We start from the raw sequence: 24,514 nt of genomic DNA on the forward strand, positions 1-24,514 counted from the left end.
GTTTTGGGTGAGGCAGAGGAAATCTTGAGCATGCACTTTGACCTGATCGACCTGCGCCTCTACCTGCACATACTGGACGCCGGCAACATCACCGCCGGCGCCGCCCGCAGCCATTTATCCCTGGCCGCCGCCAGCGCACGCATTCGGGCGATGGAGGCTTCACTGGGCGTCGAATGCCTGGAGCGTGGCCGCCGTGGCGTCGCCCCGACACCCGCCGGCAAAGCCCTGGGCCGCCACGCCCGCCTGCTGCTGCAACAGGCCGAGCATCTGCAACAAGACCTGGCTGAGTACGCCAACGGCGTCAAAGGCCAGGTGCGCCTGCTGTGCAATACCACGGCCCTGAGCGAATACCTGCCGGAGCGATTGGCGGATTTTCTGTGCGAGCACCCCAACCTCGATATCGACCTGCAGGAGCTGCCCAGCCTGCGGATCACCCAAGCCCTGCGCCAAGGCACGGCCGACCTGGGGATCATCTCCGATGCGGTGGACAGCTCCGGGCTGCAGACCCTGCCCTTTCACGACGATCCGCTGGTGCTGATCATGCCCATGGAGCATCCGCTGGCAGCCGGCACAGCGAGTTTCATCGACAGCCTGCAACATGACTACGTCGGTCTCGCCGCCAGCAGTGCCTTGGCGGCGTACCTGGAGGAACAGGCGCTGCATGCGGGGTTTCGCCTGCAAACGCGGATCCGCGCCGAGGGCTTCGATGGGGTGATTCGCATGGTCGCCCGGGGCGCGGGCCTGGGCATCGTGCCCAAGGCCGCCCTGGACCGCTGGCCGCCGGACGTTCGCATCAAGGCCCAGCCGCTCAAGGAGGACTGGGCCTGTCGCCACTTGCTGCTCTGCGCACGCTCGTTCGACCACCTGCCGGGTTATGCCAGGGCCTTGTTCGACGCCTTGGCCCTGCCCTTGCGGAAAAACCCGTAGTACACCGCGCTCAGGATCAGCAGGAACGGCACGCCAAACACCAGGGTCATCTTGAACGCCTCGGTAAAATACGTGGTGATCATCACCGCGCCCATCAGCACCAGCCCCAGCAGGGTGCTGTAGGGAAACAGGCGCAGCTCGAAAGACAACTTCGCCCCGCCGTGGCGCTTGCGGTAGCGCCGGAAAAACAGGTGGGTGAGGAAGATCATGAACCAGGTGAAGATCGCGCCGAACATCGAGATCGCCATCATCAGCGTGAACGCGCTTTCCGGGTACACCAGATTGAGCAAGGTCGCCAGCGCGATACCGGAGCTGGACAGCAGCAAGGCATTGAGCGGGATGCCGCTCTTGCTCAACGCGCCCATGGACTTGGGCGCAAAACCCGCGCGGGACAGGCTGAACATCATGCGTGTGGTGATGTAGAGCTGGCTGTTCATCGCCGACAACGCCGCGATCAGGATCACGAAATTCATTACCCCGGTGGCGCCGGGAATGCCGATGGTCTGCATCACCGTGACGAACGGGCTCTGGGCTTGGCCGGCCTGGTTCCACGGCACGATGGCGAGCATCAGCGCCAGGGTCAGCAGGTAGAACACCACCAGGCGCACGATGGTCGCGCGAAAGGCTTTCTTCACCGCCCGCTCCGGGTCGGCCGCTTCGCCGGCCGCCACCGCGATCATCTCCACGCTCAAGTAGCTGAAGATCGACACGATGACCGCCACCCACATGCCGCTCACCCCATGGGGGAAAAACCCGTCATGGGCCGTGTAGTTCTGCACGCCGTAATCCGCATTGCCGGAGCCGAACACCACGTACAGTGCCAGGATGATGAAGCCGACAATGGCGCTGATCTTGATGGTGGAGAACCAGTATTCGAAGGTGCCGAAGGTCTTCACGCTGATCGCATTGAGCAGGATCAGCACGCTGGAAAACGACACGATCCACACCCACTCCGGCACGTTGGCGAACCAGTACTTCATGTACATCGCCACCGCCGTGACCTCGGCCCCCACCGCCAACACAATTGCCGCCCAGTAGGCATACCGCACCAGGAACCCGGCCAGCGGGCTGATGTAGAACTCGGCGTAGGCACCAAAGGAGCCGGAGGTGGAATGGGCCACCGTCATCTCCGCCAGGCACCCCATCAAGATCAAGGTAATCAACGCCCCGATGGCGTAGCTCAGCAACACGCTGGGCCCGGCATAGCCGATGGCATAGGCGCTGCCCATGAACAGCCCGGTCCCAATAGCGCCGCCGATGGCGATCATGCTCATCTGGCCCGAAGTGAGCTGGCGCCTCAGGCCCAGTTCGCGGTGGGTAATGTCTGCAAAGCCGTTGTCTGGCGTGGTCACGTGGCGGGCCCCTTTATTATTGTGATTGCTGCTGTTGCCACAGATCCCCTGTGGGAGGGGGCTTGCTCCCGATAGCGGTGTGTCAGGCACTGATATGCCTACTGACACACTGCTATCGGGAGCAAGCCCCCTCCCACATTTGGATCTGGGTGTATTCAGGTGACGCTATGGCGAACCTTGAATTGCGGCTGGTCCCAGGTGGTGTTGTCGAGAATGTCCCCGAGGATCTCCACGGCGTCCCACACGTCGGTAAAGCGTGTGTACAGCGGGGTAAAACCGAAGCGCATGATGCGCGGCTCGCGGTAGTCGCCGATCACACCACGGGCGATCAGGGCCTGGATCACTGCATAGCCTTGCGGGTGTTCGAAGCTGACATGGCTGCCGCGCCGGGCATGTTCACGGGGTGTGATCAGCACCAGGTGATGGGCGGCACAGCGCGCTTCGACCAGGGCGATAAACAGGTCGGTCAAGGCCAGGGATTTGCTGCGCAGGCTGCTCATATCGGTGCGCTCGAAAATCTCCAGGCCGCACTCGACCATGGCCAGCGAGGTGATCGGCTGGGTGCCGCACAGGTAGCGGGCGATGCCGGCGCTCGGCGCATAGTTGGATTCCATCGCGAACTGGCGGGTATGCCCGAACCAGCCGGACAGCGGCTGGCGCACCAGGTCCACCAACGCCGGGTTGGCCCACACGAACGCCTGGGAGCCGGGGCCGCCATTGAGGTATTTGTAGGTGCAGCCAATCGCATAATCGGCGCCGGCCGCGTGCAGGTCGATGGGCACCGCGCCCGCCGAATGGGCCAGGTCCCAGATGCTCAGCGCGCCGCATTCATGGCTCAAGGCAGTGAGCGCACGCATGTCGTACATGTAGCCGGTCTTGTAGTTGACGTGGGTAAGCATCACCACCGCCACGTCCTCATCGATGGCCTGGGGCAGTTCGTCCGGGCTGTTGACCAGGCGCAACGAGTAATCCTGTTGCAGCAACTCGGCGAGACCCTCGGCGATGTACAGGTCGGTGGGAAAGTTGCTCGCTTCGCTGACGATCACCTTGCGCGCCGGCTGGCGCTGGCGCTGCACGGTCAGCGCGGCGCTGAGGACTTTGAACAGGTTGATGGAGGTGGTATCGGTGATCACCACTTCGCCCTCCCGCGCACCGATCAGCGGCGCCAGGCGATTGCCCAGGCGCTGGGACAAATCCGCCCAGCCCGCGCTGTTCCAGCTGCGAATCAAGCCATCGCCCCACTCCTGCGCGATCACCTGTTGCGCCCGCGCCAACGCCGCCACCGGGCGCGCGCCCAGGGAGTTGCCGTCGAGGTAAATCACGCCCTCGGGCAAGGCAAATTCGCGGCGCAATGGCGCCAGCGCATCCTGGGTATCGAGGGCTTGGCAATGGCTTCGGGTGGTCATGGGTGGTCCTGGTTTTTATCGGGAATATGCAGCAAATAATGAACGAACTTTTACAGAATTTTCGTGCAAAGTGGTGGGTGAAGGGCTATTTAAGCTGTAGGAAATTCGAATTTAACCTGCAAACACGCGGATTTATGCCAACCATGATTCTTGACGCCACCGACCTGCGCCTCCTGCATTTCCTGCAACAGGATGGCCGTATCAGCAACCAGGAACTGGCGGAAAAAGTCGCGTTGTCGCCCTCCGCCTGCCTGCGCCGTTTGCGCCTGCTGGAGAGCGAAGGCGTGATCAGCGGCTACCGCGCGGTACTCAATGCCGAGCAGTTGGGCATTGAGCTGGAAGCCATCGTGCACCTGTCGTTGCGCCAGGATGTGGAAGACTGGCATGAGACGTTCATCCAGAAAGTGCAGGGCTGGCCGGAGGTGGCCAGTGCTTATGTGATCACCGGCGCGAGCAACTATGTGCTGCGGGTACAGGCGCGCAACCTCAAGCACTTTTCGGACTTTATCGTTAACCACCTGAACCGCACGGCGGGGGTGATGGATATCCGCTCGGAGATTGTGTTGCAGAAGATCAAGGATCGGGATGAGGTGCTGGATCTGGTTGTGCGCAAATAACCAGCAACGCCACTGTGCAAATGTGGGAGGGGGCTTGCTCCCGATAGCTGTGGGTCAGTGACATATTTACTGACTGACCCACCGCTATCGGGAGCAAGCCCCCTCCCACATTTTTTTGACCGCGTTCAGTCTTCGAGAGCTCGGACTCGCTGCATGCGCTGTTGCTCCATCGGCGCAGTGGCGGGCTGCAATTCAAAGTCAAAATCAATCTGCGCAAACCGCCCCTCCACGCCAAACTCCCGCGCCAGTTGCGGGTCGTCACTGAAGCGAATCTCGGCGATCAATTCATCGCGCGTGGCGTAGGCAAAGTCATCATGCAGATACGGGTCGTCCGACAGGTTGATCTGGGTGGTCAGGTGCCGATGGCCCGGCGCCGAAATGAAGAAGTGAATGTGCGCCGGACGCTGCCCGTGACGGCCCAATTGGTCGAGCAGCTGCTGGGTCGGCCCGGTCGGCGGGCAGCCGTAGCCGGACGGCACGATGCTGCGAAAACGGTAGTTGCCCTGGGCGTCGGTCTCGATGCGTCGGCGCAGGTTGAACTCCGATTGCGTCGGGTCGAACCACGAATACGTGCCGCCGGTATTGGCCTGCCACACATCGACAATCGCCCCCGCCAACGGCTTGCCGTCGGTGTCGCGCACCTGCCCGCGCATGAACAGCGGTACGGCATCGTCCGTGCCATCATCCAGGCGCGCTTCGTACTTGGACAACGGCGCACCGGCCACGTACAGCGGGCCTTCGATGGTGCGTGGCGTGCCACCGGATTTGCCGGCTTCGATGTCGGCGGCGTCCATCAACAGGTCCAGGTAATGCTCCAGGCCCAACCCGGCGGCGAGCAAGCCGGCTTCCTGGTGTTTGCCCAGCTCATTGAGGTAGTTGACCGCCTTCCAGAACTCTTGCGGGGTCACTTCCAGGTCTTCGATGATGTTCACGGTGTCGCGCAGGATCCGGTAGATCAGCGCCTTGGTGCGCGGGTTGCCGCCATCATTGAGATTGCCGCTGGCTTGTTCGAGAAACTGCTGGGCGTGGGCCGTCTGGGACAGTCGGATGGACATGGTGCAATCCTCATCTTGTAATTATCGGGTGCAAAAAAGGCTCAGCGGTCGTCGTCATGGATCGACGACGGGTGCCGACACAGCGCATTCACTTCTATAGCCATATAGGGAAACAACGGCAGTTGCATCAGCGTGTCATGCAGGTCTTGCACGCTCTCGACATCGAACACGCTGTAGTTGGCGTAGTGCCCGGCGATGCGCCACAGGTGACGCCATTTGCCCTCTTGCTGCAGGTGCCGGGCCAGGGCTTTTTCTTCGGCCTTGAGGTTGGCGGCGCGCTCGGGGGGCATGTCGAGCGGCAGGTTCACGGTCATTTTTACGTGGAACAACATGGCAGGCGCCTCTTAGTGTTTATCCCGACGGAAGAACGCCAGGCGCTCTTCATCGATCGCCAGGCCCAGGCCCGACGCGGTGGAGACATGCAGCTCGAAGTCGCGATACAGCAGCGGTTCGGTGAGGATGTCTTCGGTGAGCAGCAACGGGCCGAACAGTTCGGTGCCCCAGGCCAGCGTGTTCAGCGTGAGAAAGGCGTGTGCCGAGGCCAGGGTGCCGATGCCGCCTTCGAGCATGGTGCCGCCGTAGAGGCCGATCCCCGCCGCTTCAGCAATCGCCGCCGTGCGCAATACCGCACGCGGGCCGCCGTTCTTGGCGATCTTGAGAGCGAACACCGAGGCCGCGCCTTCGCGGGCCAGGTTGAAGGCATCCTCGACGCATTCAATGGACTCATCGGCCATGATCGGCGCCGGGCTCGACAGATTCAGCCGCGCCATGCCGCCGCGGTTATTGCGCGAGATCGGCTGTTCGATCAGGTCGATACCGCCGTCTCCCAGCACCTTGCAGGCGCGCAGGGTTACGGCCTCGTCCCAGGCCTGGTTGACATCGACTCGCACACTGGCGCGTTCACCCAGCGCGCGCTTGATCGCGAGTACGTGGGCAAGGTCACGGTCGACTGCACCGGCACCGATCTTCAATTTGAAGATGCGATGGCGGCGCAGGTCGAGCATCTTCTCGGCCTCGGCAATGTCCTGGGCGGTGTTGCCGCTGGCCAGGGTCCAGGCCACCGGCAAGGCATCGCGCACGCGCCCGCCGAGCAGTTCGCTGACCGGCATATTCAGGCGCTTGCCGAAGGCATCGAGCAAGGCGCTTTCGATACCCGATTTAGCAAAGGTATTGCCGCGGATGCTACGCTCCAGGCGCAACATGGCGGCGTTGATATTGCTCGCGTCCTGGCCGATCAACAGCGGCGCGACGTGCTGGTCGATGTTGACCTTGATGCTCTCGGGGCTCTCGTTGCCATAGCTCAGGCCACCGATGGTAGTGGACTCACCGATACCCTCGATGCCATCGGCGCAACGCAGGCGGATGATCACCAGGGTCTGGTTTTGCATAGTGTGCATCGCCAGCGTGTGCGGGCGAATGGTGGGCAGATCGACGATGACCGTTTCGATCGACGTGATGGGGCAAATCGGCATAGCAATACCCGTTGGGTTCTTTATAGGTTTGAGCCGATTCTGTGCTGCGTGGTTGAAGGGTTCCAATATAGAATTGGTCTGGTTCGATACCCTGAAGGTATTAAAGGAGCCACTATGGAACTGCGTCACCTGCGCTATTTCCAGATGCTGGGGCAGACCCTCAACTTCACCCGTGCCGCCGAGCGCCTGCATATCGCCCAGCCGCCGTTGAGTCGGCAGATCCAGCAATTGGAAGACGAATTGGGCGTGGTACTGCTCGAACGCGGCCGACCGCTGCGGCTGACCGAGGCTGGGCGGTTTTTCTATGAGCACGCCAATGTGCTGCTCGAGCAATTGGGCACGGTGTGCGACAACGCCCGGCGCATCGGCCTGGGCGAGAAGACCTGGCTGGGCATCGGCTTTGCGCCGTCGACCTTGTACGGCGTGCTGCCAGAACTGATTCGGCGACTGCGCACCCATGAGTCGCTGGCGTTGGAACTGGGCTTGTCGGAGATGACCACCGTGCAGCAGGTCGAAGCCCTCAAGGCCGGGCGCATCGATGTGGGCTTCGGGCGGATCCGCATCGACGACCCGGCCATCGTCCAGCGTGTGCTGGTGCAAGACCGGCTGGTAGCGGTGTTGCCCAGTGGTCATCCCCTGCTGGGTGCGCCCGCGAGCCTTGCGCAATTGGCCGCCGAACCCTTTGTGCTCTACCCCGGCAACCCGCGACCCAGCTACGCCGACCACGTGATCGCGTTGTTCGATGCCCATGGCCTGAGCCTTAACGTGGCGCAGTGGACCAACGAGCTGCAGACCGCGATCGGCCTGGTGGGCGCCGGCATGGGCGTGACGCTGGTACCGGCGTCGGTCCAGGTGCTGCACCGGGCGGATATTGGTTACACACCGATAGTGGAAGCCACCGCGACCTCGCCGATCATTCTCAGCCGACGGGTGAATGACCAGTCGCCGGGGCTCAGTCATTGCCTGCAACTGGTCGAAGAGCTGCTGTGAAATCTTGCAAACACCGCAATTCCAATGTGGGAGGGGGCTTGCCCCCGATAGCGCAGTGTCAGTCAGTACATCTGTCACTGATAAACCGCCATCGGGGGCAAGCCCCCTCCCACCTTTGATCTCCATGGTTTTCAGAGATGGCGCAGGCGCTTGCGTTGCAGGGTTTGGCTGGGGGCCTCATCGAACAGTTTGCGGTACTCCGCCGAGAACCGTCCCAAGTGGGTAAAACCCCAGCCCAGGGCGATTTCGGAGATGGTACGCGTGTCACCCTGCTCGAGGATTTCCTGGCGCACCGCCGCCAGCCGGTGCTTCTTCAAATACGCCATCGGCGACAGCGCAAAGTATTTACGAAACGCATCGAACAGCTTGAAGCGCGACACGCCGGCCACCGCCTCCAAGTCTTCCAGGTGTACCGCCTCGCGCGCATTGTCGTGCAGGTACTGGCGCGCCCGGATCAGGTAGTGCGGCAGCTTCACGCCCAGCACGTCGCGCAGTTCTTCGGAATAGTTGTTCGGCTGGGCCAGGATCAAGCCCTTGATCAGCGAGCTTTCCAGATCCCGGGTAAACGCCGCTTGCTCATAAAGCGCGCTGCCGTGCTCAAACTCGGCAATGAAGTAGCGCGCCATGCGCCACCAGGAGGCCGGGGCGCCGTCGACCGCATCCATCACCGGTTCGAAGCGCAGCGGCGCCTCGATCGGCCGTTGCAGCAAACCTTCCAGCGACTCGCTCATGGCCGCGCGTGTGATCACCACCTGCAGCTTACGGCAGTCACCGGAAATCGCCAGCACCTGATGTTCGTGGGGTGAAATGATCACCCCCTGGTCGCGGTTGGAGCTCAGGCGCTCACCGTTCTTGCTCAGCTCCTGTTCGCCGATCAACGGCAGGCTCAGGCTGTAGCTGCTGAAGTGCTCGGCGTCTTCGATGTCGATGGTCACGTCGGTGCCGTATTCGATCACGCCCAGGGTAGTGGCGCGGGACTTGAACACATTGGCGCTGTGGTGAAAGCGCAGGCGTTCCGGCGTGGCCGTGGCCAAACGATGGGGCCCGCAGATGCCGCACATCCAGCTGCAGGCGCCCTCGAGGTCGAAGCGTTGAATACGGATATCGCGTGTCTGGCTATTCATCAGGTGCACCCACGGCGGTCAGGCGTTTGCGCGCTCTGGCGGCGCGTCGTCAGGGTTCGACAGCAAGTTCCACGCCACGCCAGCGCAGTGCTCACTGGGTGGATAGCAAAGGTCGACTAAGTGGATAACGCCCGGCTGTTTTCGGCCCTTACCCGCAATGACAGTAGCGCATCACGTCACCGCTGCGCACCGGGCTGGGTATTTACCGCCCAACTTTGCGGCCCATCTTCCCCGATTAAGCGGATAGCCCGCACCCTGCACCGCTGCCTCTAATGAACCACCGATTAGCCCTGATCAAACAAGGTGCCTCCCATGAGTGGTGCAAGAAACGTCGAGCAGTGGAAAACCTTTATCGAAAGTTGCCTGGACTTTCGCCCGGCCGATGAAGTGTTCCGCATTGCCCGCGACATGTTCACCGAGCCCGAATTGTTCGACCTGGAAATGGAACTGATCTTCGAGAAGAACTGGATCTACGCCTGCCACGAAAGCGAACTGGCCAATAACCACGATTTCGTGACAATGCGCGCCGGGCGCCAGCCGATGATCATCACCCGCGACGGCGAAGGCCGGCTTAACGCGCTGATCAATGCCTGCCAGCATCGCGGCACCACCCTCACCCGCGTGGGCAAGGGCAACCAGTCCACGTTCACCTGCCCGTTTCACGCCTGGTGCTATAAAAGCGATGGCCGCTTGGTGAAGGTCAAGGCGCCGGGGGAATACCCGGAAGGTTTCGACAAAGCCACCCGCGGCCTGAAAAAGGCGCGCATCGACAGCTACAAGGGCTTTGTGTTTATCAGCCTCGACGTGAACGGCACTGACAGCCTGGAAGACTTCCTTGGCGATGCCAAAGTGTTCTTCGACATGATGGTGGCGCAGTCTGCCACGGGTGAGTTGGAGGTGCTGCCGGGCAAGTCGGCCTACACCTACGACGGCAACTGGAAGCTGCAGAACGAAAACGGCCTGGACGGTTATCACGTCAGCACCGTGCACTACAACTACGTAGCCACGGTGCAGCATCGCCAGCAGGTGAACAGCGAAAACGGCGCCAGTGCCGGCACCACCCTGGACTACAGCAAGCTCGGCGCCGGCGACGCCAACACCGATGACGGCTGGTTCGCCTTCAACAACGGCCACAGCCTGTTGTTCAGCGACATGCCCAACCCCAGCGTACGCTCCGGCTACGCCACCATCATGCCGCGCCTGGTGGCCGAACACGGCCAGCAGAAGGCCGAATGGATGATGCACCGCCTGCGCAACCTGAATATCTACCCGAGCCTGTTCTTTCTCGACCAGATCAGCTCCCAACTGCGCATCATCCGCCCGCTGGCGTGGAACAAGACCGAGATCATCAGCAAGTGCCTGGGGGTGAAGCACGAGTCCGACGCCGACCGCGAAAACCGCATTCGCCAGTTCGAGGACTTTTTCAATGTGTCGGGCATGGGCACGCCGGATGACCTGGTGGAGTTTCGCGAAGCCCAGCGCGGTTTCCAGGGCCGCCTGGAGCGCTGGAGCGATATTTCGCGCGGCAGCCACCGCTGGCAGACCGGGCCGACACCCAACAGCGAAGCCATCGGTATCCAGCCGGCCATGACCGGCACCGAATTCACCCACGAAGGCCTGTACGTCAACCAGCACCGCAACTGGCAACAATTCCTGCTCAACGGCTTGGACCAGCAAGCGCTGAAACTGCGGGAGGTGCAGTGATGAATGCGCAGTTGCAGTACCAGATCGAGCAATTCTTCTACCGCAAATCCGCACTGTGCGACGCCCAGGACTGGGATGCCTATGTACAGCTGTTCGACCCACAGAGCGAATTCCACCTGCCGCAATGGGACTCCGAACATGTCTACACCCAGGACCCCAAGCGCGAGATGTCGTTGATCTATTACGCCAACCGCTCAGGGCTGGAGGACCGGGTATTCCGCCTGCGTACCGGCAAGGCCGCCTCGGCCACGCCGATGCCGCGCACCCTGCACCTGATCAACAACGTGCGCATTGTCGAGTTGGCGGGCGGCGAGCTGGACGTGAAGTTGAATTGGCACACGCTGTTCTACCGGCTGGCGACTTCGGAGCAGTTCTACGGGCAGGCCACTTACCGCCTCAAGCCACACGGCGACAGCTGGCTGATCACCCGCAAGCACGCGTTATTGCTGAACGACACCATCAACTCGGTGCTGGACTTCTATCATCTTTGATCAAGCACATCCCACCTTGTGGCGAGGGAGCTTGCTCCCGCTGGGCAGCGTAGCGGCCCCAAATGCTTGGGAGCGCTGCGCACTCCAGCGGGAGCAAGCTCCCTCGCCACAAGGTTATACGGAGTCGTATAGATGAATCACAAAGTGGCTTTCAGTTTCGCCGACGGCAAGACCTTGTTCTTCCCGGTGGGCACCCATGAACTCCTGCTGGACGCTGCCTTGCGCAACGGTATCAACATCCCACTGGACTGCCGCGAAGGCGTGTGCGGCACCTGTCAGGGGCGCTGCGAATCCGGCGATTACACCCAGGATTATGTCGACGAAGAAGCGCTGTCGAGCCTCGACGTGCAACAACGCAAAATGCTCAGTTGCCAGACGCGGGTGCAGTCCGACGCCACCTTCTACTTCGACTTCGATTCGAGCCTGTGCAACGCGCCGGGTCCGGTGCAGGTGCGCGGCACGGTAAGCGAGGTGCAGTTGGTGTCGGCCGGTACGGCAATTCTGCGCCTGCAGGTGGACGCTGCGCTGGATTTTCTACCGGGCCAATACGCGCGGCTGGCGGTGCCCGGTACCGACAGCTGGCGTTCCTATTCCTTCGCCAACCTACCGGGCGATCAAGTGCAGTTCCTGGTGCGCCTGTTGCCCGATGGGGTGATGAGCAACTACGTGCGCGAACGGTGCCAGGTGGGCGATGAGGTGTTGATGGACGCGCCGCTGGGGGCGTTCTACCTGCGGCACGTTACTCAACCGCTGGTGCTGGTCGCTGGCGGCACCGGGTTGTCGGCGTTGCTGGGCATGCTCGATGAGCTGGTCGCCCGCGGCTGCGATCAACCGGTGCACCTTTACTATGGCGTGCGCACTGAGCAGGATCTGTGCGAAGCCGCGCGCATCAATGGCTATGCGTCGAAGATCGCGAATTTTCGCTACACCGAAGTGCTCAGCGACGCCTCGACTCAGTGGACCGGCAAGCGCGGCTACCTCACCGAACATTTCGACCTGGCCGAATTACGGGACAGATCGGCGGATATGTATGTGTGTGGCCCGCCGCCAATGGTCGAATCGATCCAACAATGGCTGGCGGATCAGGCACTTGATGGCGTTCAGCTGTATTACGAAAAGTTTACGCAGAGTAATATCTGACCCTCAGCACTTCTGAGGGGCTGATGCGGCCTGCGCTCACCCTTAAGAAAAACAAGTAGAAGGGAACGTTAATGGCGGATGACATGGTTAACCCGGTGGGCCTCAAGCGCGGCCTGAAAAACCGGCACATTCAACTGATCGCCTTGGGAGGGGCGATCGGTACGGGGTTGTTCCTCGGCTCGGCCGGGGTGCTCAAGTCGGCGGGGCCGTCGATGATCCTGGGTTACGCGATTGCCGGTTTCATCGCCTTCCTGATCATGCGCCAGCTCGGCGAGATGATCGTCGAAGAGCCCGTGGCCGGTTCCTTCAGCCACTTTGCGCATAAATACTGGGGCGGCTACGCGGGCTTTCTGGCGGGCTGGAACTACTGGGTGCTCTACGTGCTGGTGGGCATGGCCGAACTGACGGCCGTGGGCAAGTACATCCAGTTCTGGTGGCCGGAAATCCCGACCTGGGTCAGCGCGCTGGTGTTCTTCGTCGCGGTGAACCTGATCAATACCCTGAACGTGAAGTTCTTCGGCGAAGCCGAGTTCTGGTTCGCGATCATCAAGGTGGTGGCGATTGTCGGCATGATCGTGCTCGGCTGCTACCTGCTGTTCAGCGGTACCGGCGGCCCGCAGGCGTCGGTCAGCAACCTGTGGAGCCACGGCGGGTTCTTCCCGAACGGCGGCATGGGGTTGTTGATGTCCATGGCGTTCATCATGTTCTCGTTCGGTGGCCTGGAGCTGGTGGGCATCACCGCCGCCGAGGCCAGCGAGCCACGCAAGGTGATCCCGAAGGCGATCAACCAGGTGGTGTATCGGATCCTGATTTTCTACGTCGGCGCCCTCACCGTGCTGCTGTCGCTGTACCCGTGGGACCAACTGCTGCAAACCCTCGGCGCCTCGGGCGATGCCTACAGCGGCAGCCCGTTCGTGCAGATCTTCTCGCTGATCGGCAATGACACCGCGGCGCACATCCTCAACTTCGTGGTGCTGACCGCGGCGCTGTCGGTGTACAACAGCGGCGTGTACTGCAACAGCCGCATGCTGTTCGGCCTGGCCGAGCAAGGCGACGCGCCCAAGGCGCTGATGAAACTCAACAAGCAAGGCGTGCCGTTGCGCGCGCTGGCAATTTCGGCGGCGGTGACCCTGCTGTGTGTGGTGGTCAACTACGTCGCGCCGCAAAGTGCCCTGGAGCTGCTGTTCGCGCTGGTGGTTGCCTCGCTGATGATCAACTGGGCGCTGATCAGCATTACCCACATCAAGTTCCGCAAGGCCATGGGCGAGCAAGGCGTGACGCCGTCGTTCAAGACCTTCTGGTTCCCGTTCAGCAATTACCTGTGCCTGGCGTTCATGCTGATGATCATCAGCGTGATGCTGGCCATTCCGGGAATACGTGAGTCGGTGTATGCGATGCCGGTGTGGGTAGCGATTATCTATGTGGCCTACCGCTTGCGGGTCCGAAACACGAAACTCGTGACAGCGCAGTAACTCCTGTGGGAGGGGCAAGCCCCCTCCCACATTTGGATTGCGTTTAGAGCGTAGAGCGCACTCGCCACAACTCGGGAAACAGCACCGTATCGAGCATCTTGCGCAAATACCCCACGCCTTCGGTGCCGCCAGTGCCCGGCTGGAAGCCGATAATCCGTTCCACCGTGGTCACGTGCCGGAAGCGCCACTGGCGGAACGAATCCTCCAGGTCGATAAACTTCTCAGCCAATTGATACAAATCCCAGTACCGACTCGGGTCGCGGTACACCTCACGCCACGCGGCTTCCACGGAGTCATCGTGCACGGTAGCGGCCGTCGGGTCGCGTTCGGCGCGCTTGGGGTCAATCGCCAGGCCCGCCTTGAGCATCAGGTTGATCGCCTCGTCATACAGCGACGGCGTGGCGATCGCCACCTGCAATTGCAGCAGTAACTCCGGACGATGGGCATGGGGCCGCAACAGTGCCGGGCTTTTGTTGCCGAGGATGAATTCGATCTCACGGTACTGGAACGACTGGAACCCCGACGACTGCCCGAGGAACGGGCGGATCGCCTTGTATTCCGACGGAGTCATGGTCGCCAGCACCGCCCAGGCGTGCACCAGTTGGTCGAAGATCCGCGAGACCCGCGCCAGCATCTTGAACGCCGGCGGCAGCTCGCCCAGGCGCACATGTTCGCGGGCCGCCTTGAGTTCATGCAGCATCAGCTTCATCCACAGCTCAGACGTCTGGTGCTGGATGATGAACAGCATTTCGTTGTGGTCCGGCGACAGCGGGTGTTGGGCGCTGAGGACTTTGCCCAGGTCCAGGTAGTCGCCGTAGCTCATGGACTCGGAAAAATTCAGCTCAGCGTTGTGCCAATCCTGCGGAGGTTGGTCGCCGGCAGGCTTATATTCTGGCGAGAAGGGACATTGGCTCATCGCGTGGGCTCCAAAAGCGGGCGCAGGATTGCGCGGACCGGGCTGGCATCCAGGTGGGCAAAGCGCAGCGGCAGCGCGATCAGTTCATAGTCGCCCTCCGGTACGTCATCGAGCACGATGCCTTCAAGGATCGCCATGCCATGGCGCGCCACGGCGTTGTGCGAATCCATGGTCTTGGACTGTTGCGGGTCCAGGGACGGGGTGTCGATACCGATCAGGCGCACGCCAAGGCTGGCGAACAGCTCGATGGTTTGCGGGGCGATGGCGGTGAAGTTCGAATCCCATTGCGTCAGTGGCGCTTGTGGATAAGTGCGCAGCAGGACCCGTTCCGGCAGGTTATCCACACGCCCTTGCAGTTGATGGGGCTGCACCAGAGCACCGCTACCCAGGCAGTGCAATACCCGGCACGGGCCCATGTACACATCCAGCGACACCTCGCCAATCGGCGCGCCGTCGGCGCTGTAATGCAGCGGCGCATCCACATGGGCGCCGGTGTGCGGCGAGAAGGTCACACGCCCCACATTCACCGGGCACTCCGGACCGAACTGCCACACGCGCTCTTCCTGGAACGGCGTATCGCCCGGCCAGGTCGGGGTCGCCGCGCTCAAGGGCGGGCTGATATCCCACCACGTTTTTATTGGGTTCATTTCAAGGCTCTCGGCTGTCACTGAGGTGAATGATACGAGGGCCAGCTGTGAATTTTCTTGCGAATTCTGGCGCAAAGCGGGAAATCTTTCGCACTTACTGCGAAGAAATGGTCAATTCATGCTCGGAAATTCGCAAGATGACCTATGTGGGAGGGGGCTTGCTCCCGATGGCGGTGGTTCAGGTAATAAATCACTGACTGACACACCGCTATCGGGAGCAAGCCCCCTCCCACATTTGACTGCAGAGTGCCTGCTGGATCGCCTTGTGCTGCGGTTCTGGGCATCCCGATGTCGAGTTCAGACCACTGGCAAACAGCTCGGCGCTATAGGGTTCAACTTCTGTTTCCTTGCCTCGGAGTCATCATGCCCCAGCCGATTACTGTTCTGCGCGACACCCATCCCCTGCCAGTCCTGGATGCCTGCAAATGGGAAAAACTCGAAGGCGACCCGCATACCGTCAACCTCAACGCCTACACCAGTGAAGACGGCAGCAAGATCATGGGCACCTGGATCTGTACCCCAGGAAAATGGCGAATTGATTATCTGAAATGGGAATACTGCGATTTTAGGGAAGGATATTGCATAATCACTCCCGATGGAAAAGACCCTATCCACCTTAGAGCGGGGGATATTTTTATAGTTGAACCTGGCATGAAAGGAACTTGGGAAGTGGTAGAGACAGTACGGAAGTATTTTGTTTTTGCATGACCATTTGTTCCCATCCTGAGACTCGGATTGTTCACTATCAATTCCACCCCATTGTGCAGCAGCATTTCGGTCCTCAAAGACCTTTTCAGCCTGGTGAGAAACCGCTGCTACGCGATCCATGCATTCGGATGCCTCGCTACAAACCGTCACCTACCTTGCCGGATGCTACCACTCTTTAGGTGAGTGCCCCGATTCCGTGGGCGCAGATCAATGCATGTTCAAGCAACGAGAGAAATCTTCCTCCCCAACTTTGGGCGCCCTGCAGGCGCCCACTTTCGGCATCAACTGGATATCTACACAACGGTTGACCACCTTGGTCGAGCCCGGCTTGAGTTCAGTGCTGCCAGCCTCAAACAGTGACAGGCTGTCCAGTCTCACCGGATGATGCGTCATGTATTTGAACCCGCTCTAAATACAATCAGCACACACTTAGCGCCGAATCCAATTGGCCCCTGCGAACATTCAACTCTCTTTTTACTTAGTTATCGGTATTGCGCCTCGCCAGAGGTTTGAGACAGTTCTTATAGCCTCCCTATGCTCGCGTCTACACAATCGGCGCCTGCATATTCCCTCTAAAGCCCGTTGAAGCCCAGTGCTGCGATCAGCGTCAGAGAACTTCTAAATGACTTTGCAAAACGCTTTAATGTGCCTTGCGCTCAACATTTATCATGAAGCCCGAGGCGAACCGCTTGATGGTCAGATCGCGGTTGCTATGGTGACGATGAATCGCGCCGACTGGCAGGCCTCCAGCGTTTGCCAAGTGGTGTATGAAAGAAATCAGTTCTCCTGGACCCGCCGTGCCAACCCATCATTGCCAAGCGAATCCGCCGCATGGGCGAACGCCAAGCGTGTCGCGAACCGGGTTGTCGCGGGCCATCATGAAGATATTACCCACGGTGCAACGCATTTTCATGCACGGACAGTGCGACCCATCTGGCGCACTTCGTTGAAGAAGACTGCAACGATTGGCGAGCATATTTTTTATGTACACCATTAGAATCGAAAATACCGACCGTACTCATTACCGATATAAATCAGCCACTCACTTTGTCGCACGCCACGCCTGCAACTTCTATTTAAGTACAACACCATGGTCGTCATGGGGCTCAAGACTTGTCTCAAAAATACCGTCTGTAATTGCCACCCAACAGGCTTTCAGTCATAAACCCTTCAAATTACTTTCTAAAGCGATGTCCCCATGAACAATCACGTAATAATTGTCGACGACCACCCCGTTGTTCGTATGACGCTGCGCATCCTGTTGGAGGGTGAAGGTTACAAAGTCGTCGGGGAAGCAGGAAATGGCGCGGATGCCATGGACCTCATCCGCGAACTTCAGCCAGGGACCGTGATACTCGATATAGGGCTGCCCAAAGTTGACGGGCTGACCGTGATCAGCCGCCTGATTGGCCTGCGTCAGCCGGTCAAGATCATTGTGTTGACTGCACAGATTTCAAACCACATTGCGATGCGCTGCATGGAAGCCGGGGCTCATGGGTTCGTCGCCAAACACGATGATCTGTGCGAGTTGATCAACGCAATGCGGGCGGTAAAGAACGGCCATACCTACTTCCCTGATTCGGCATTTTGCCTCACCCGTCGTGAAGCGGGTACGGATCAGGAAGAAGAGCTGCTCAGAAGTCTGTCTGTGCGGGAACTTGGCGTTTTACAGTATTTGACGCAAGGGCTGAGCAATAAGCAGATTGCCGAACGCATGTCACTGAGCGGCAAAACCATCAGCACCTATAAAACCCGCATTTTGACTAAACTCAATGCCAATACGCTGTTGGACCTCTACGACTTGGCAAAACGTAACAACCTCGCCAAATCGTGACACCCGCGCGCAGCCTTCAGATGTCTTTAAGGTCCAGATGCAACTTGAACAGTTCAGTATCCGTACGCACGTTCAACTTGCGCAGGGCCGCCTGTTTCTGCCCGCTGATGGTCTTGCGGCTGCGCAGAAACTTGACAGCGATCTGAGAGACCGACATTCCTCCCAAGCAGCAACGCAACACCTCACGTTCCTTGGGCGACAGTGCTGGATAATCGATCAGGGGGTCGCGGCCATCGACGTCTACCTCTTGCTCGCCAGAAAGCGCAGGGGTTGGCATCTTGGGTGTCGAATCCAGTTCAGCGGCCATAGACGGGGAAAGGTACAAACGATCCAACGCGACCGTCCTGACAGCAAACACCAATTCTTCAGTTTCCTGCGACTTTCCGAAAAAGCCGTTGGCCCCCGCACGAATCGCCATATTGACCGTGGCAGGCCGTTCCACGGAAGAAAAAATCAGGATACGCAACTCAGGATAATGACTGCGCAATAACTGAATCAACCGTAAGCCGTCCAGTTCGCCATCACTGAGCTGGTAGTCGAGGATCAACAGATCGGCGGGCTCGGTGCGCAATGCTTCCAGCAATCCGGCACTGCCCGAATAAACCCCTACTACCTTCAGATCCGACTCCGCGGAAAGCCGAACTTTAAGACCCTCTCTGATTAGAGCGTGGTCATCGAGTAGAACAATCCGCAGGGGTGAAACAACCGACCACTTCATTTTCAGGACTCCACAAGTCTGGCAATGGGCTCGGAACTTTCCTACAAATTCACGTTGCCAGTAGCACGTTATCCTAAATGTGGAATGAAAGATAACTTCCAATAGTTTTGCCTATCACCCCGATTATAAAAAAGGTTTCGACGCGCCATCATGTCCAGGGTAGGTCCTGATTTTTCATAACGTTACGAAGATAAACCGTCCCCCGTCGGGCCCGCCAAAAGACCTTCAAGAGTTACCCAGCCGACATTTTCGAACGCACACCCAGCGCACTGGCTCCCAGCGCTTTTGGGACAAGTCTCGTTCACACATGCCCACTCAGCGATCAGAATTATCTCAATGGTCGGGAGACGTTTTACACCTCATCAAAACGCTGTTTCATCCAGGCGTCCCCCTGCATACACACGCCGATAAGCTCGCCACCAGGCGGGCCCAGCCCAGGACCGAATCTGATGGCTACTCATAGCGCGCCCGTTGAAAAAGACGTGGACGCCCAGGCGATGCCTGCGCCTCAAACACAGATCCAGGACACGCTGTTACAGAGCGTGTCCTGGATGTGTGATCACTACAACCTGGGCAAGTCGCCTCAGGCGCTGACGGCCGGTTTACCTAAAGTCGGCCTGCTGACGCCTTCGCTGGCAATGCGCAGCCTGGCCAATGCCGGGCTGACTGCCGGGATGGTGGAGCGGCCTGTGCGAGTGCTGCCCAAACAACTGATGCCGATCATTCTGCTGCGCAAGGATCGCGGCGGCTGTATTTTGCTGGGCTACCACCTCGACACCGAAGCCGAGGACAAACGCGCCTGTCGTTACCAGGTTGTCCTGCCAGAAATCAGCAGCGAGCCGGTCGAAGTCGACCAGACGGCCATGGATGAGCTGTACACCGGCTTCGCCATTCTCATGAAGCCAAAAGCCAAGATCGACGTGCGCGCCGGCGATGAAACACCCCAAGCCGCCGGTCATTGGCTGTTCTCCACGCTGTGGCGTTATCGTCGCTATTACCGCAGCGCGGCCATCGGGGCGGTGTTGATCAACGTGCTAGCCCTGGCCAGCATCTTCTTTACCATGAACGTCTACGACCGCGTCGTGCCCAACCAGGCGTTTATCACGCTGTGGTCGCTGGCCATCGGCGTGGTGGTGGCCATGGTCTTCGAGGCCATCGCGCGTTATGTGCGGGCACACTTGCTGGACCTCGCGGGAAAGAAAGCCGACCTGGTGCTCGGCACGATGCTGTTTCGCCAGGCGCTGTCGATCCAGATGGAGCACAAACCCGCCTCCTCCGGCTCGTTTGCCAACCAGCTGCGCGAATTCGAATCGGTTCGTGACTTCGCCACGTCGGCCACCCTGGCGACCATTTCCGACCTGCCCTTCGTGCTGTTGTTCGTCGCGGTGATTTTTGCCGTAGGCGGCCCATTGGGCTGGGTGCCGCTGCTGTTGATCCCACTGATCCTGATCATCAGCGTGGGCATCCAATGGCCGCTGGCCCGCACCATGAAAGAAAACCTGCGTGAAGCGTCTCTCAAGCAAGGGGTGTTGATCGAATCCGTGGAAGGCCTGGAAACCCTCAAAGCCATCGGTGGCGAAGCCTACATGCAGCGCCGCTGGGAAACTTTCAGCGCGCTGGCCGCCAACACCTCGATGAAATCGCGCGAACTGTCCAGCATGGCGTCCGGCAGCGTGGCCTTCTTCCAGCAGATCCAGACCGTGGCGCTGATCGTCATCGGTGTTTACCTGATCGATGCCGGCGACCTGACCATGGGTGCGCTGATTGCCACCGTGATGCTTGCCGGTCGGGCCACCGCGCCACTGAGCCAGGTGGTCGGCCTGGCCCTGCGTTTCCAGCAGGCCAAGGCGGCGATGAGCTCGCTGAACGGCCTGATGGCCATGCCGGTGGACCGCGATGTTTCCCGCGAGTACCTGCCCAAGCCCGATATCACGGGTCAGATCAGCCTCAAGAACATCGGTTTTTCGTACCCGGCGCCACCGATGCAACCCAACCCGGCCGTGCTGCAAGGCATCAACCTGGTCATCAAGCCCGGCGAACGCGTGGCGATTCTGGGGCGCATCGGCAGCGGCAAATCCACCCTGCTGCGGGTCATGGCGCGCTTGTATCTGCCGGTCAGTGGGCAAATGTTTGCCGATGGCCTGGATGTCAACCAGATCGACCCGGCGGACTGGCGCAGAGCCGTTGGTTATGTCGGCCAGGATGCGCGCCTGTTCTACGGCACCCTGCGCGAAAACGTGATGATCGGCCGGCCCGAAGCGACGGCCGAGGAGTTCCTGCGGGTGATCCGCCTGACCGGGCTGGACCATGTCGCAGGGCGCCACCCCAAAGGTATCAACCTGCCGATCGGCGAGATGGGCGAAGGCCTGTCAGGCGGCCAGCGTCAGTTGGTGTCCCTGGCGCGAAGCTTGCTGGCGCGGCCCAGCCTGCTGTTGCTGGATGAACCCACCAGCGCGATGGACGGCCAGACCGAAGTGCAGTTTCTCGAACACCTCAAGCGCGCCACCGAAGGCCAGACGTTGGTGGTGGTCACTCACCGCCCGTCCCTGCTCTCGCTGGTGGAGCGAATCATTATTGTCGATGACGGCAAGGTCACCGCTGACGGCCCCAAGGACACCATCCTCGAGGCCCTCAATGGCAACACGGCCAAGGCTGCGGCAAAACCGGCCGCCGCCGCGCCGGCCAAGCCGCGTACCCACGCCAACATCGGCCCGGCACGCCCTGTCGTACCTCAACGGGTTATGACCCCGGACGCCATCCGTAACAACGACGCCCAGGCAACGCCTGCCCTAACCCCGGAACAACCTGCGGTGACAGAACAATGATCAAGAAACTATTTGGCCGGGGTGAACCCGCCTCGGCACTGATGCCTGGCGATGCCGCGTTCATGAATGACGTGCAGGAGTCACTGCTGGCACAAACCACACCGGGCTCGCGGCTGATTCTTCAGCTCATCGCAGCCGTATTGGTCGGTGGGCTGGTCTGGGCGTATTTCGCCCGTGTCGAGGAAATCACCCTGGGCGAGGCGAAGATTATTTCAAAAAGCCGTGAACAGGTGATTCAAAGCCTGGAAGGCGGGATTCTGGCCGAGATGAATGTGCGTGAAGGCGACATCGTGGAGAAGGACCAGATCCTGCTCAAGATCGACCCGACCCGAGCCCAGGCCAGCTATCGCGAGACCCTGTCCAAGGTCATCGGCCTGAAGGCAAGCATCACCCGCCTGCGGGCCGAGGCGTATCAACAACCCCTGGAGTTCGACGAACAAGTGATGACCGACCCGGCCGTCGTGCTACAGGAGCAACAAGCCTACCGGGCGCGCAAAAACGCCCTGGACGAAAGCCTCGCCGCCCTGCAACGCAGTTATTCGTTGTCGGCCCGGGAGATCCAGCTGGCTGAGCCCTTGGCGGCCAAAGGCTTGATGTCAGAAGTCGAGATCCTGCGTATGCGACGCTCGGCCAACGAGATCAAGTCGCAAATCGTCGAGCGCATTAACCGCTACCAGGCCGAGGCCAACTCCGAACTGGCCAAGTTCGAGCTGGAACTGTCCCAGACCACCGAGAACCTGGTGGGGCGAGCAGACGTGGTCGAGCGCACCACCATCAATGCGCCGGTGCGCGGCACCGTGAAGAACGTACGAGTGAACACGCGCGGCGGGGTTATCCAGCCCGGTGAGCCGATCCTGGAAATCGTCCCGCTGGAAGACCAGTTGCTGGTGGAAGGCAAGATTCGCCCCGCCGATGTGGCGTTCCTGCGGCCCGGTCTACCCGCAACAGTGAAGATCACCGCCTATGACTACGCCATTTATGGCGGCCTCAAGGGCCACGTTGAACATATCAGCCCCGACACCCTGAAAGATGATCAGAAAGCCGCGGCCGGCCGGCCGGATGACACCTATTACCGAGTCCTGGTCCTGACCGAAAGCAGCAACCTGGAAGCCGGTGGCCGCTCCTTGCCGATCATTCCAGGGATGGTTGCTTCGGTGGAAGTACGCACCGGTGAAAAGACCATTCTCGACTACCTGCTCAAACCCGTGCTCAAGGCACGTGAAGCCTTCCGGGAGCGATAAGCATGACTGTTTCCAAGCAACGCCGTTTTCGATTGACCCCGGCCGCCTGGTTAGTGTCGTGCTGCCTGTTCGGTGGCGTGATCGCTCAACAAGCCATAGCCGAAGAGTTGCTGACGTTTATGCCGGTCGCACCGCAGAAGCCGGCGGCGCCGTTAGCAAAGAAACCGGCAGCGGCGCCCGTGACCGCACCGCAACGCAGCGCCAACGTCAATCGCCGCGACAGCGAGCTCGCCTCGTTCAATCCAGCGCCGGCCCCCGTGTCTACACCGGCCGCACGGGGGACGCTTGAGTTCAAGCCGATGACGGCCGACGCCAAACCGGCACGACCTGCCGCAGCGGCACCCGCTGGGCGAAAGGCCAACGACGTGCTCACCTTCGAGCCCGCTTCCGCAGCCACCGCCGACCGCACGATTGCACCCGCACGCCCGGCGTCCACTTCCGCGCCGGTCGCGCCTGCCTATGCGGTCAAACCTGCCGTAAACGCCGCCCCCTCGGCGTCGAGGGCAATACGTGAGGCCCAACAGCAAGTCCACAGTGTCTCGGCCCTCTCATTGGCCGCATTGCCACCGCGCCTGGCCGCCCGGCGTGGCGAGGGCACTTACATTTCCGGCCCTTCCGAAGCCGAGCTTCGTGCCGTATTCAATCGCGCCGTGGAAGCCGCCATCGAGCGTGCGCCGACGATTTTCCGTGCCAAGGCCGAACAACAGGCCGCTGAAGAAGATATCGCCGAAGCCGAAGGCCAACGCTGGCCACAAGTCGACATTGGCACCCAGACCTCACCGGTCAATTTCGGCAAAGGCTCCGATGCCGAGACCGGCAGTGGCGGCATCAACCTGGCCGTCACCACACCCGTGTACGACTGGGGGCGCATTCGGCACTCGATCGACAGCCGTAAACGCTTGTCCCACGCCGCCGATGAAAGCCTGGAGTCGGAAAAGGAAACCCTCGGCTATGAAGTGGTCACCACCATGATCGAGTTGGGCAAACAGCGGATCATTGTCGACCTCAGCCAGCAATTTGCCGACCGCATGAATGAGTTGGTCAAAATGCTCGCCGGTATTGTCGCCGTCGACAGAGGCCGCTCCAGCGAGTTGACCCAGGCCAAGGCCCGTATGCTGCAGGCACAAGCCTTGCGTGACTCGGCCAATGCCAAGGCCAAGGATGCCGAAATCACCCTACGCAAACTGGTGGGCGACCGCCCGGTAGCCATCCCGCGCACGACGGAATGGAACATTCGCCTGGCCAACCTCGACTTGCTGCTGAACGACGCCAAGGAACACCCGACCATCCGCAAGGCCACTGCCGAAACGGAGTCCGCCGAACTGCAAGCCAAAGCCGTGCGTGCCGGCGGGTTGCCGCAGTTGAACTGGGTCATCAGCAAAAGCACCGCCGAAGACACCCTGGGCCGCGAACAACCCTGGCAAACCAACTTGTCGGTGACCTGGGGCGCCTTCCGTGGTGGCTCGACCCGCGCCGCCGAACGCGCCGCGTTGCAACGCGCCGATGCCAGTCGCTATGAAGTCGATCAACAACGCCGTGACCTGGAGTTCCGTATCCGCACCGCCGACCACGATGCACGCACCATGCTTGAACGCTCGGAGCTGTACCGTGAACTGACAAACGAGTCGGGGCGGATTCGCGAAGACTTTTTCCAGCAGTGGCACCACCTGGGCAAGCGCACCTTGCTCGATGTGCTCAGCGCCGAAAACGAGCACTACAGCAATCAGGTCAGCGAGATCACCAATCGCTTTGACGGCTACCAGTCCATCCTGCGTCAATATGCGGGAGCTGGTACATTGGCCCGATGGTTGCGTACCGGGAGTTGATCGCCGTGTCCCGACGGCGTCCGCCAAACAAAGAGCAGCCGGCATGGAA

Annotated in this window: 22 protein-coding genes; 13 read left to right on the top strand and 9 right to left on the bottom strand. The window is 60.5% G+C overall.

Annotated features, from left to right (window positions below; genetic code table 11):
* The first annotated feature begins 30 nt into the window (after positions 1 to 30).
* On the top strand, positions 31 to 927 hold the full coding sequence (locus C4J85_RS22630) for a LysR substrate-binding domain-containing protein (protein ID WP_124410752.1): 897 nt from the start codon (positions 31 to 33) through the stop codon (positions 925 to 927).
* Here C4J85_RS22630 and C4J85_RS22635 read toward each other — a convergent pair.
* On the bottom strand, positions 873 to 2,279 hold the full coding sequence (locus C4J85_RS22635; RefSeq protein ID WP_124410753.1) for an amino acid permease: 1,407 nt from the start codon (positions 2,277 to 2,279) through the stop codon (positions 873 to 875). The genes C4J85_RS22630 and C4J85_RS22635 overlap by 55 nt on opposite strands.
* 155 nt (positions 2,280 to 2,434) lie before the next feature.
* Entirely contained in the window at positions 2,435 to 3,685 is a 1,251-nt protein-coding gene (kynU, locus tag C4J85_RS22640) for a kynureninase (protein ID WP_124410754.1), read from the bottom strand.
* A 143-nt stretch (positions 3,686 to 3,828) separates the two neighbouring features.
* On the opposite strand from kynU, the gene C4J85_RS22645 reads away from it, so the two are divergent.
* Positions 3,829 to 4,302 (top strand): Lrp/AsnC family transcriptional regulator, encoded by a 474-nt coding sequence (locus C4J85_RS22645; protein WP_124368330.1) that lies wholly within the window; start codon positions 3,829 to 3,831, stop codon positions 4,300 to 4,302.
* Positions 4,303 to 4,427: 125 nt separating this feature from the next.
* Here the strand turns inward: C4J85_RS22645 and catA are convergent, their stop codons facing one another.
* Genes catA through C4J85_RS22660 form a run of 3 tightly spaced genes read right to left on the bottom strand, consistent with a single transcriptional unit; the run spans position 4,428 to position 6,829 of the window.
* Entirely contained in the window at positions 4,428 to 5,357 is a 930-nt protein-coding gene (gene catA, locus C4J85_RS22650; protein WP_124410755.1) for a catechol 1,2-dioxygenase, read from the bottom strand.
* 41 nt (positions 5,358 to 5,398) lie between these two features.
* On the bottom strand, positions 5,399 to 5,689 hold the full coding sequence (gene catC / locus C4J85_RS22655; protein WP_124410756.1) for a muconolactone Delta-isomerase: 291 nt from the start codon (positions 5,687 to 5,689) through the stop codon (positions 5,399 to 5,401).
* Between the two features lie 12 nt (positions 5,690 to 5,701).
* On the bottom strand, positions 5,702 to 6,829 hold the full coding sequence (locus C4J85_RS22660; protein WP_124410757.1) for a muconate cycloisomerase family protein: 1,128 nt from the start codon (positions 6,827 to 6,829) through the stop codon (positions 5,702 to 5,704).
* A 114-nt stretch (positions 6,830 to 6,943) separates the two neighbouring features.
* Here C4J85_RS22660 and C4J85_RS22665 point away from each other — a divergent pair, with 114 nt between their 5' ends.
* Complete coding sequence (locus C4J85_RS22665; RefSeq protein ID WP_124410758.1) at positions 6,944 to 7,819, top strand: LysR family transcriptional regulator; 876 nt, start codon at positions 6,944 to 6,946, stop codon at positions 7,817 to 7,819.
* Positions 7,820 to 7,950: 131 nt separating this feature from the next.
* Here C4J85_RS22665 and C4J85_RS22670 read toward each other — a convergent pair whose 3' ends face one another.
* Complete coding sequence (locus C4J85_RS22670; protein WP_124410759.1) at positions 7,951 to 8,943, bottom strand: helix-turn-helix domain-containing protein; 993 nt, start codon at positions 8,941 to 8,943, stop codon at positions 7,951 to 7,953.
* Positions 8,944 to 9,255: 312 nt separating this feature from the next.
* Between C4J85_RS22670 and antA the strand changes: the two genes are divergently transcribed.
* The 4 genes from antA to C4J85_RS22690 all read left to right on the top strand — a co-directional run bounded on the left by antA (position 9,256) and on the right by C4J85_RS22690 (position 13,750).
* On the top strand, positions 9,256 to 10,647 hold the full coding sequence (antA, locus tag C4J85_RS22675) for an anthranilate 1,2-dioxygenase large subunit (RefSeq protein WP_124410760.1): 1,392 nt from the start codon (positions 9,256 to 9,258) through the stop codon (positions 10,645 to 10,647).
* Positions 10,647 to 11,138 (top strand): anthranilate 1,2-dioxygenase small subunit, encoded by a 492-nt coding sequence (gene antB, locus C4J85_RS22680; protein ID WP_124368337.1) that lies wholly within the window; start codon positions 10,647 to 10,649, stop codon positions 11,136 to 11,138. Before antA ends, antB begins: the two co-directional genes overlap by 1 nt.
* Positions 11,139 to 11,270: 132 nt before the next feature.
* The gene (gene antC, locus C4J85_RS22685; protein ID WP_124410761.1) at positions 11,271 to 12,278 is read left to right on the top strand and encodes an anthranilate 1,2-dioxygenase electron transfer component AntC; all 1,008 of its coding nucleotides are present in this window, start codon (positions 11,271 to 11,273) and stop codon (positions 12,276 to 12,278) included.
* Between the two features lie 71 nt (positions 12,279 to 12,349).
* Positions 12,350 to 13,750: an amino acid permease gene (locus tag C4J85_RS22690; RefSeq protein WP_124364393.1), complete on the top strand. Its 1,401-nt coding sequence runs from the start codon at positions 12,350 to 12,352 to the stop codon at positions 13,748 to 13,750.
* 43 nt (positions 13,751 to 13,793) lie between these two features.
* Here C4J85_RS22690 and kynA read toward each other — a convergent pair whose 3' ends face one another.
* Entirely contained in the window at positions 13,794 to 14,666 is an 873-nt protein-coding gene (gene kynA / locus C4J85_RS22695) for a tryptophan 2,3-dioxygenase (protein WP_124405275.1), read from the bottom strand.
* Positions 14,663 to 15,313, bottom strand: a complete 651-nt coding sequence (gene kynB, locus C4J85_RS22700) for an arylformamidase (protein ID WP_124408171.1) — start codon at positions 15,311 to 15,313, stop codon at positions 14,663 to 14,665. The genes kynA and kynB overlap by 4 nt, the downstream gene beginning before the upstream one ends.
* A 363-nt stretch (positions 15,314 to 15,676) precedes the next feature.
* Here kynB and C4J85_RS22705 point away from each other — a divergent pair, with 363 nt between their 5' ends.
* The 3 genes from C4J85_RS22705 (at position 15,677) to C4J85_RS22725 (ending at position 17,855) form a co-directional block, all read left to right on the top strand.
* Positions 15,677 to 16,021 (top strand): cupin domain-containing protein, encoded by a 345-nt coding sequence (locus tag C4J85_RS22705; RefSeq protein ID WP_124371846.1) that lies wholly within the window; start codon positions 15,677 to 15,679, stop codon positions 16,019 to 16,021.
* 622 nt (positions 16,022 to 16,643) lie between these two features.
* Positions 16,644 to 17,018, top strand: a complete 375-nt coding sequence (locus tag C4J85_RS22720) for a cell wall hydrolase (RefSeq protein ID WP_124371849.1) — start codon at positions 16,644 to 16,646, stop codon at positions 17,016 to 17,018.
* A 201-nt stretch (positions 17,019 to 17,219) separates the two neighbouring features.
* The gene (locus tag C4J85_RS22725; RefSeq protein WP_124410762.1) at positions 17,220 to 17,855 is read left to right on the top strand and encodes a response regulator transcription factor; all 636 of its coding nucleotides are present in this window, start codon (positions 17,220 to 17,222) and stop codon (positions 17,853 to 17,855) included.
* Positions 17,856 to 17,871: 16 nt separating this feature from the next.
* Here the strand turns inward: C4J85_RS22725 and C4J85_RS22730 are convergent, their stop codons facing one another.
* Positions 17,872 to 18,573, bottom strand: a complete 702-nt coding sequence (locus C4J85_RS22730; RefSeq protein ID WP_124410763.1) for a response regulator transcription factor — start codon at positions 18,571 to 18,573, stop codon at positions 17,872 to 17,874.
* Positions 18,574 to 19,022: 449 nt separating this feature from the next.
* On the opposite strand from C4J85_RS22730, the gene C4J85_RS22735 reads away from it, so the two are divergent.
* From C4J85_RS22735 to C4J85_RS22745, 3 genes are read left to right on the top strand one after another with little or no spacing between them, the layout of a single operon-like run.
* Positions 19,023 to 21,398: a type I secretion system permease/ATPase gene (locus tag C4J85_RS22735; RefSeq protein ID WP_124410764.1), complete on the top strand. Its 2,376-nt coding sequence runs from the start codon at positions 19,023 to 19,025 to the stop codon at positions 21,396 to 21,398.
* Positions 21,395 to 22,639 (top strand): HlyD family type I secretion periplasmic adaptor subunit, encoded by a 1,245-nt coding sequence (locus tag C4J85_RS22740; RefSeq protein WP_124371853.1) that lies wholly within the window; start codon positions 21,395 to 21,397, stop codon positions 22,637 to 22,639. The genes C4J85_RS22735 and C4J85_RS22740 overlap by 4 nt, the downstream gene beginning before the upstream one ends.
* Positions 22,640 to 22,641: 2 nt before the next feature.
* On the top strand, positions 22,642 to 24,465 hold the full coding sequence (locus C4J85_RS22745; RefSeq protein WP_256657814.1) for a TolC family protein: 1,824 nt from the start codon (positions 22,642 to 22,644) through the stop codon (positions 24,463 to 24,465).
* The last annotated feature ends 49 nt before the right edge of the window (positions 24,466 to 24,514 follow it).

This window comes from Pseudomonas sp. R4-34-07, from assembly GCF_003852375.1.
Taxonomy (GTDB): domain Bacteria; phylum Pseudomonadota; class Gammaproteobacteria; order Pseudomonadales; family Pseudomonadaceae; genus Aquipseudomonas.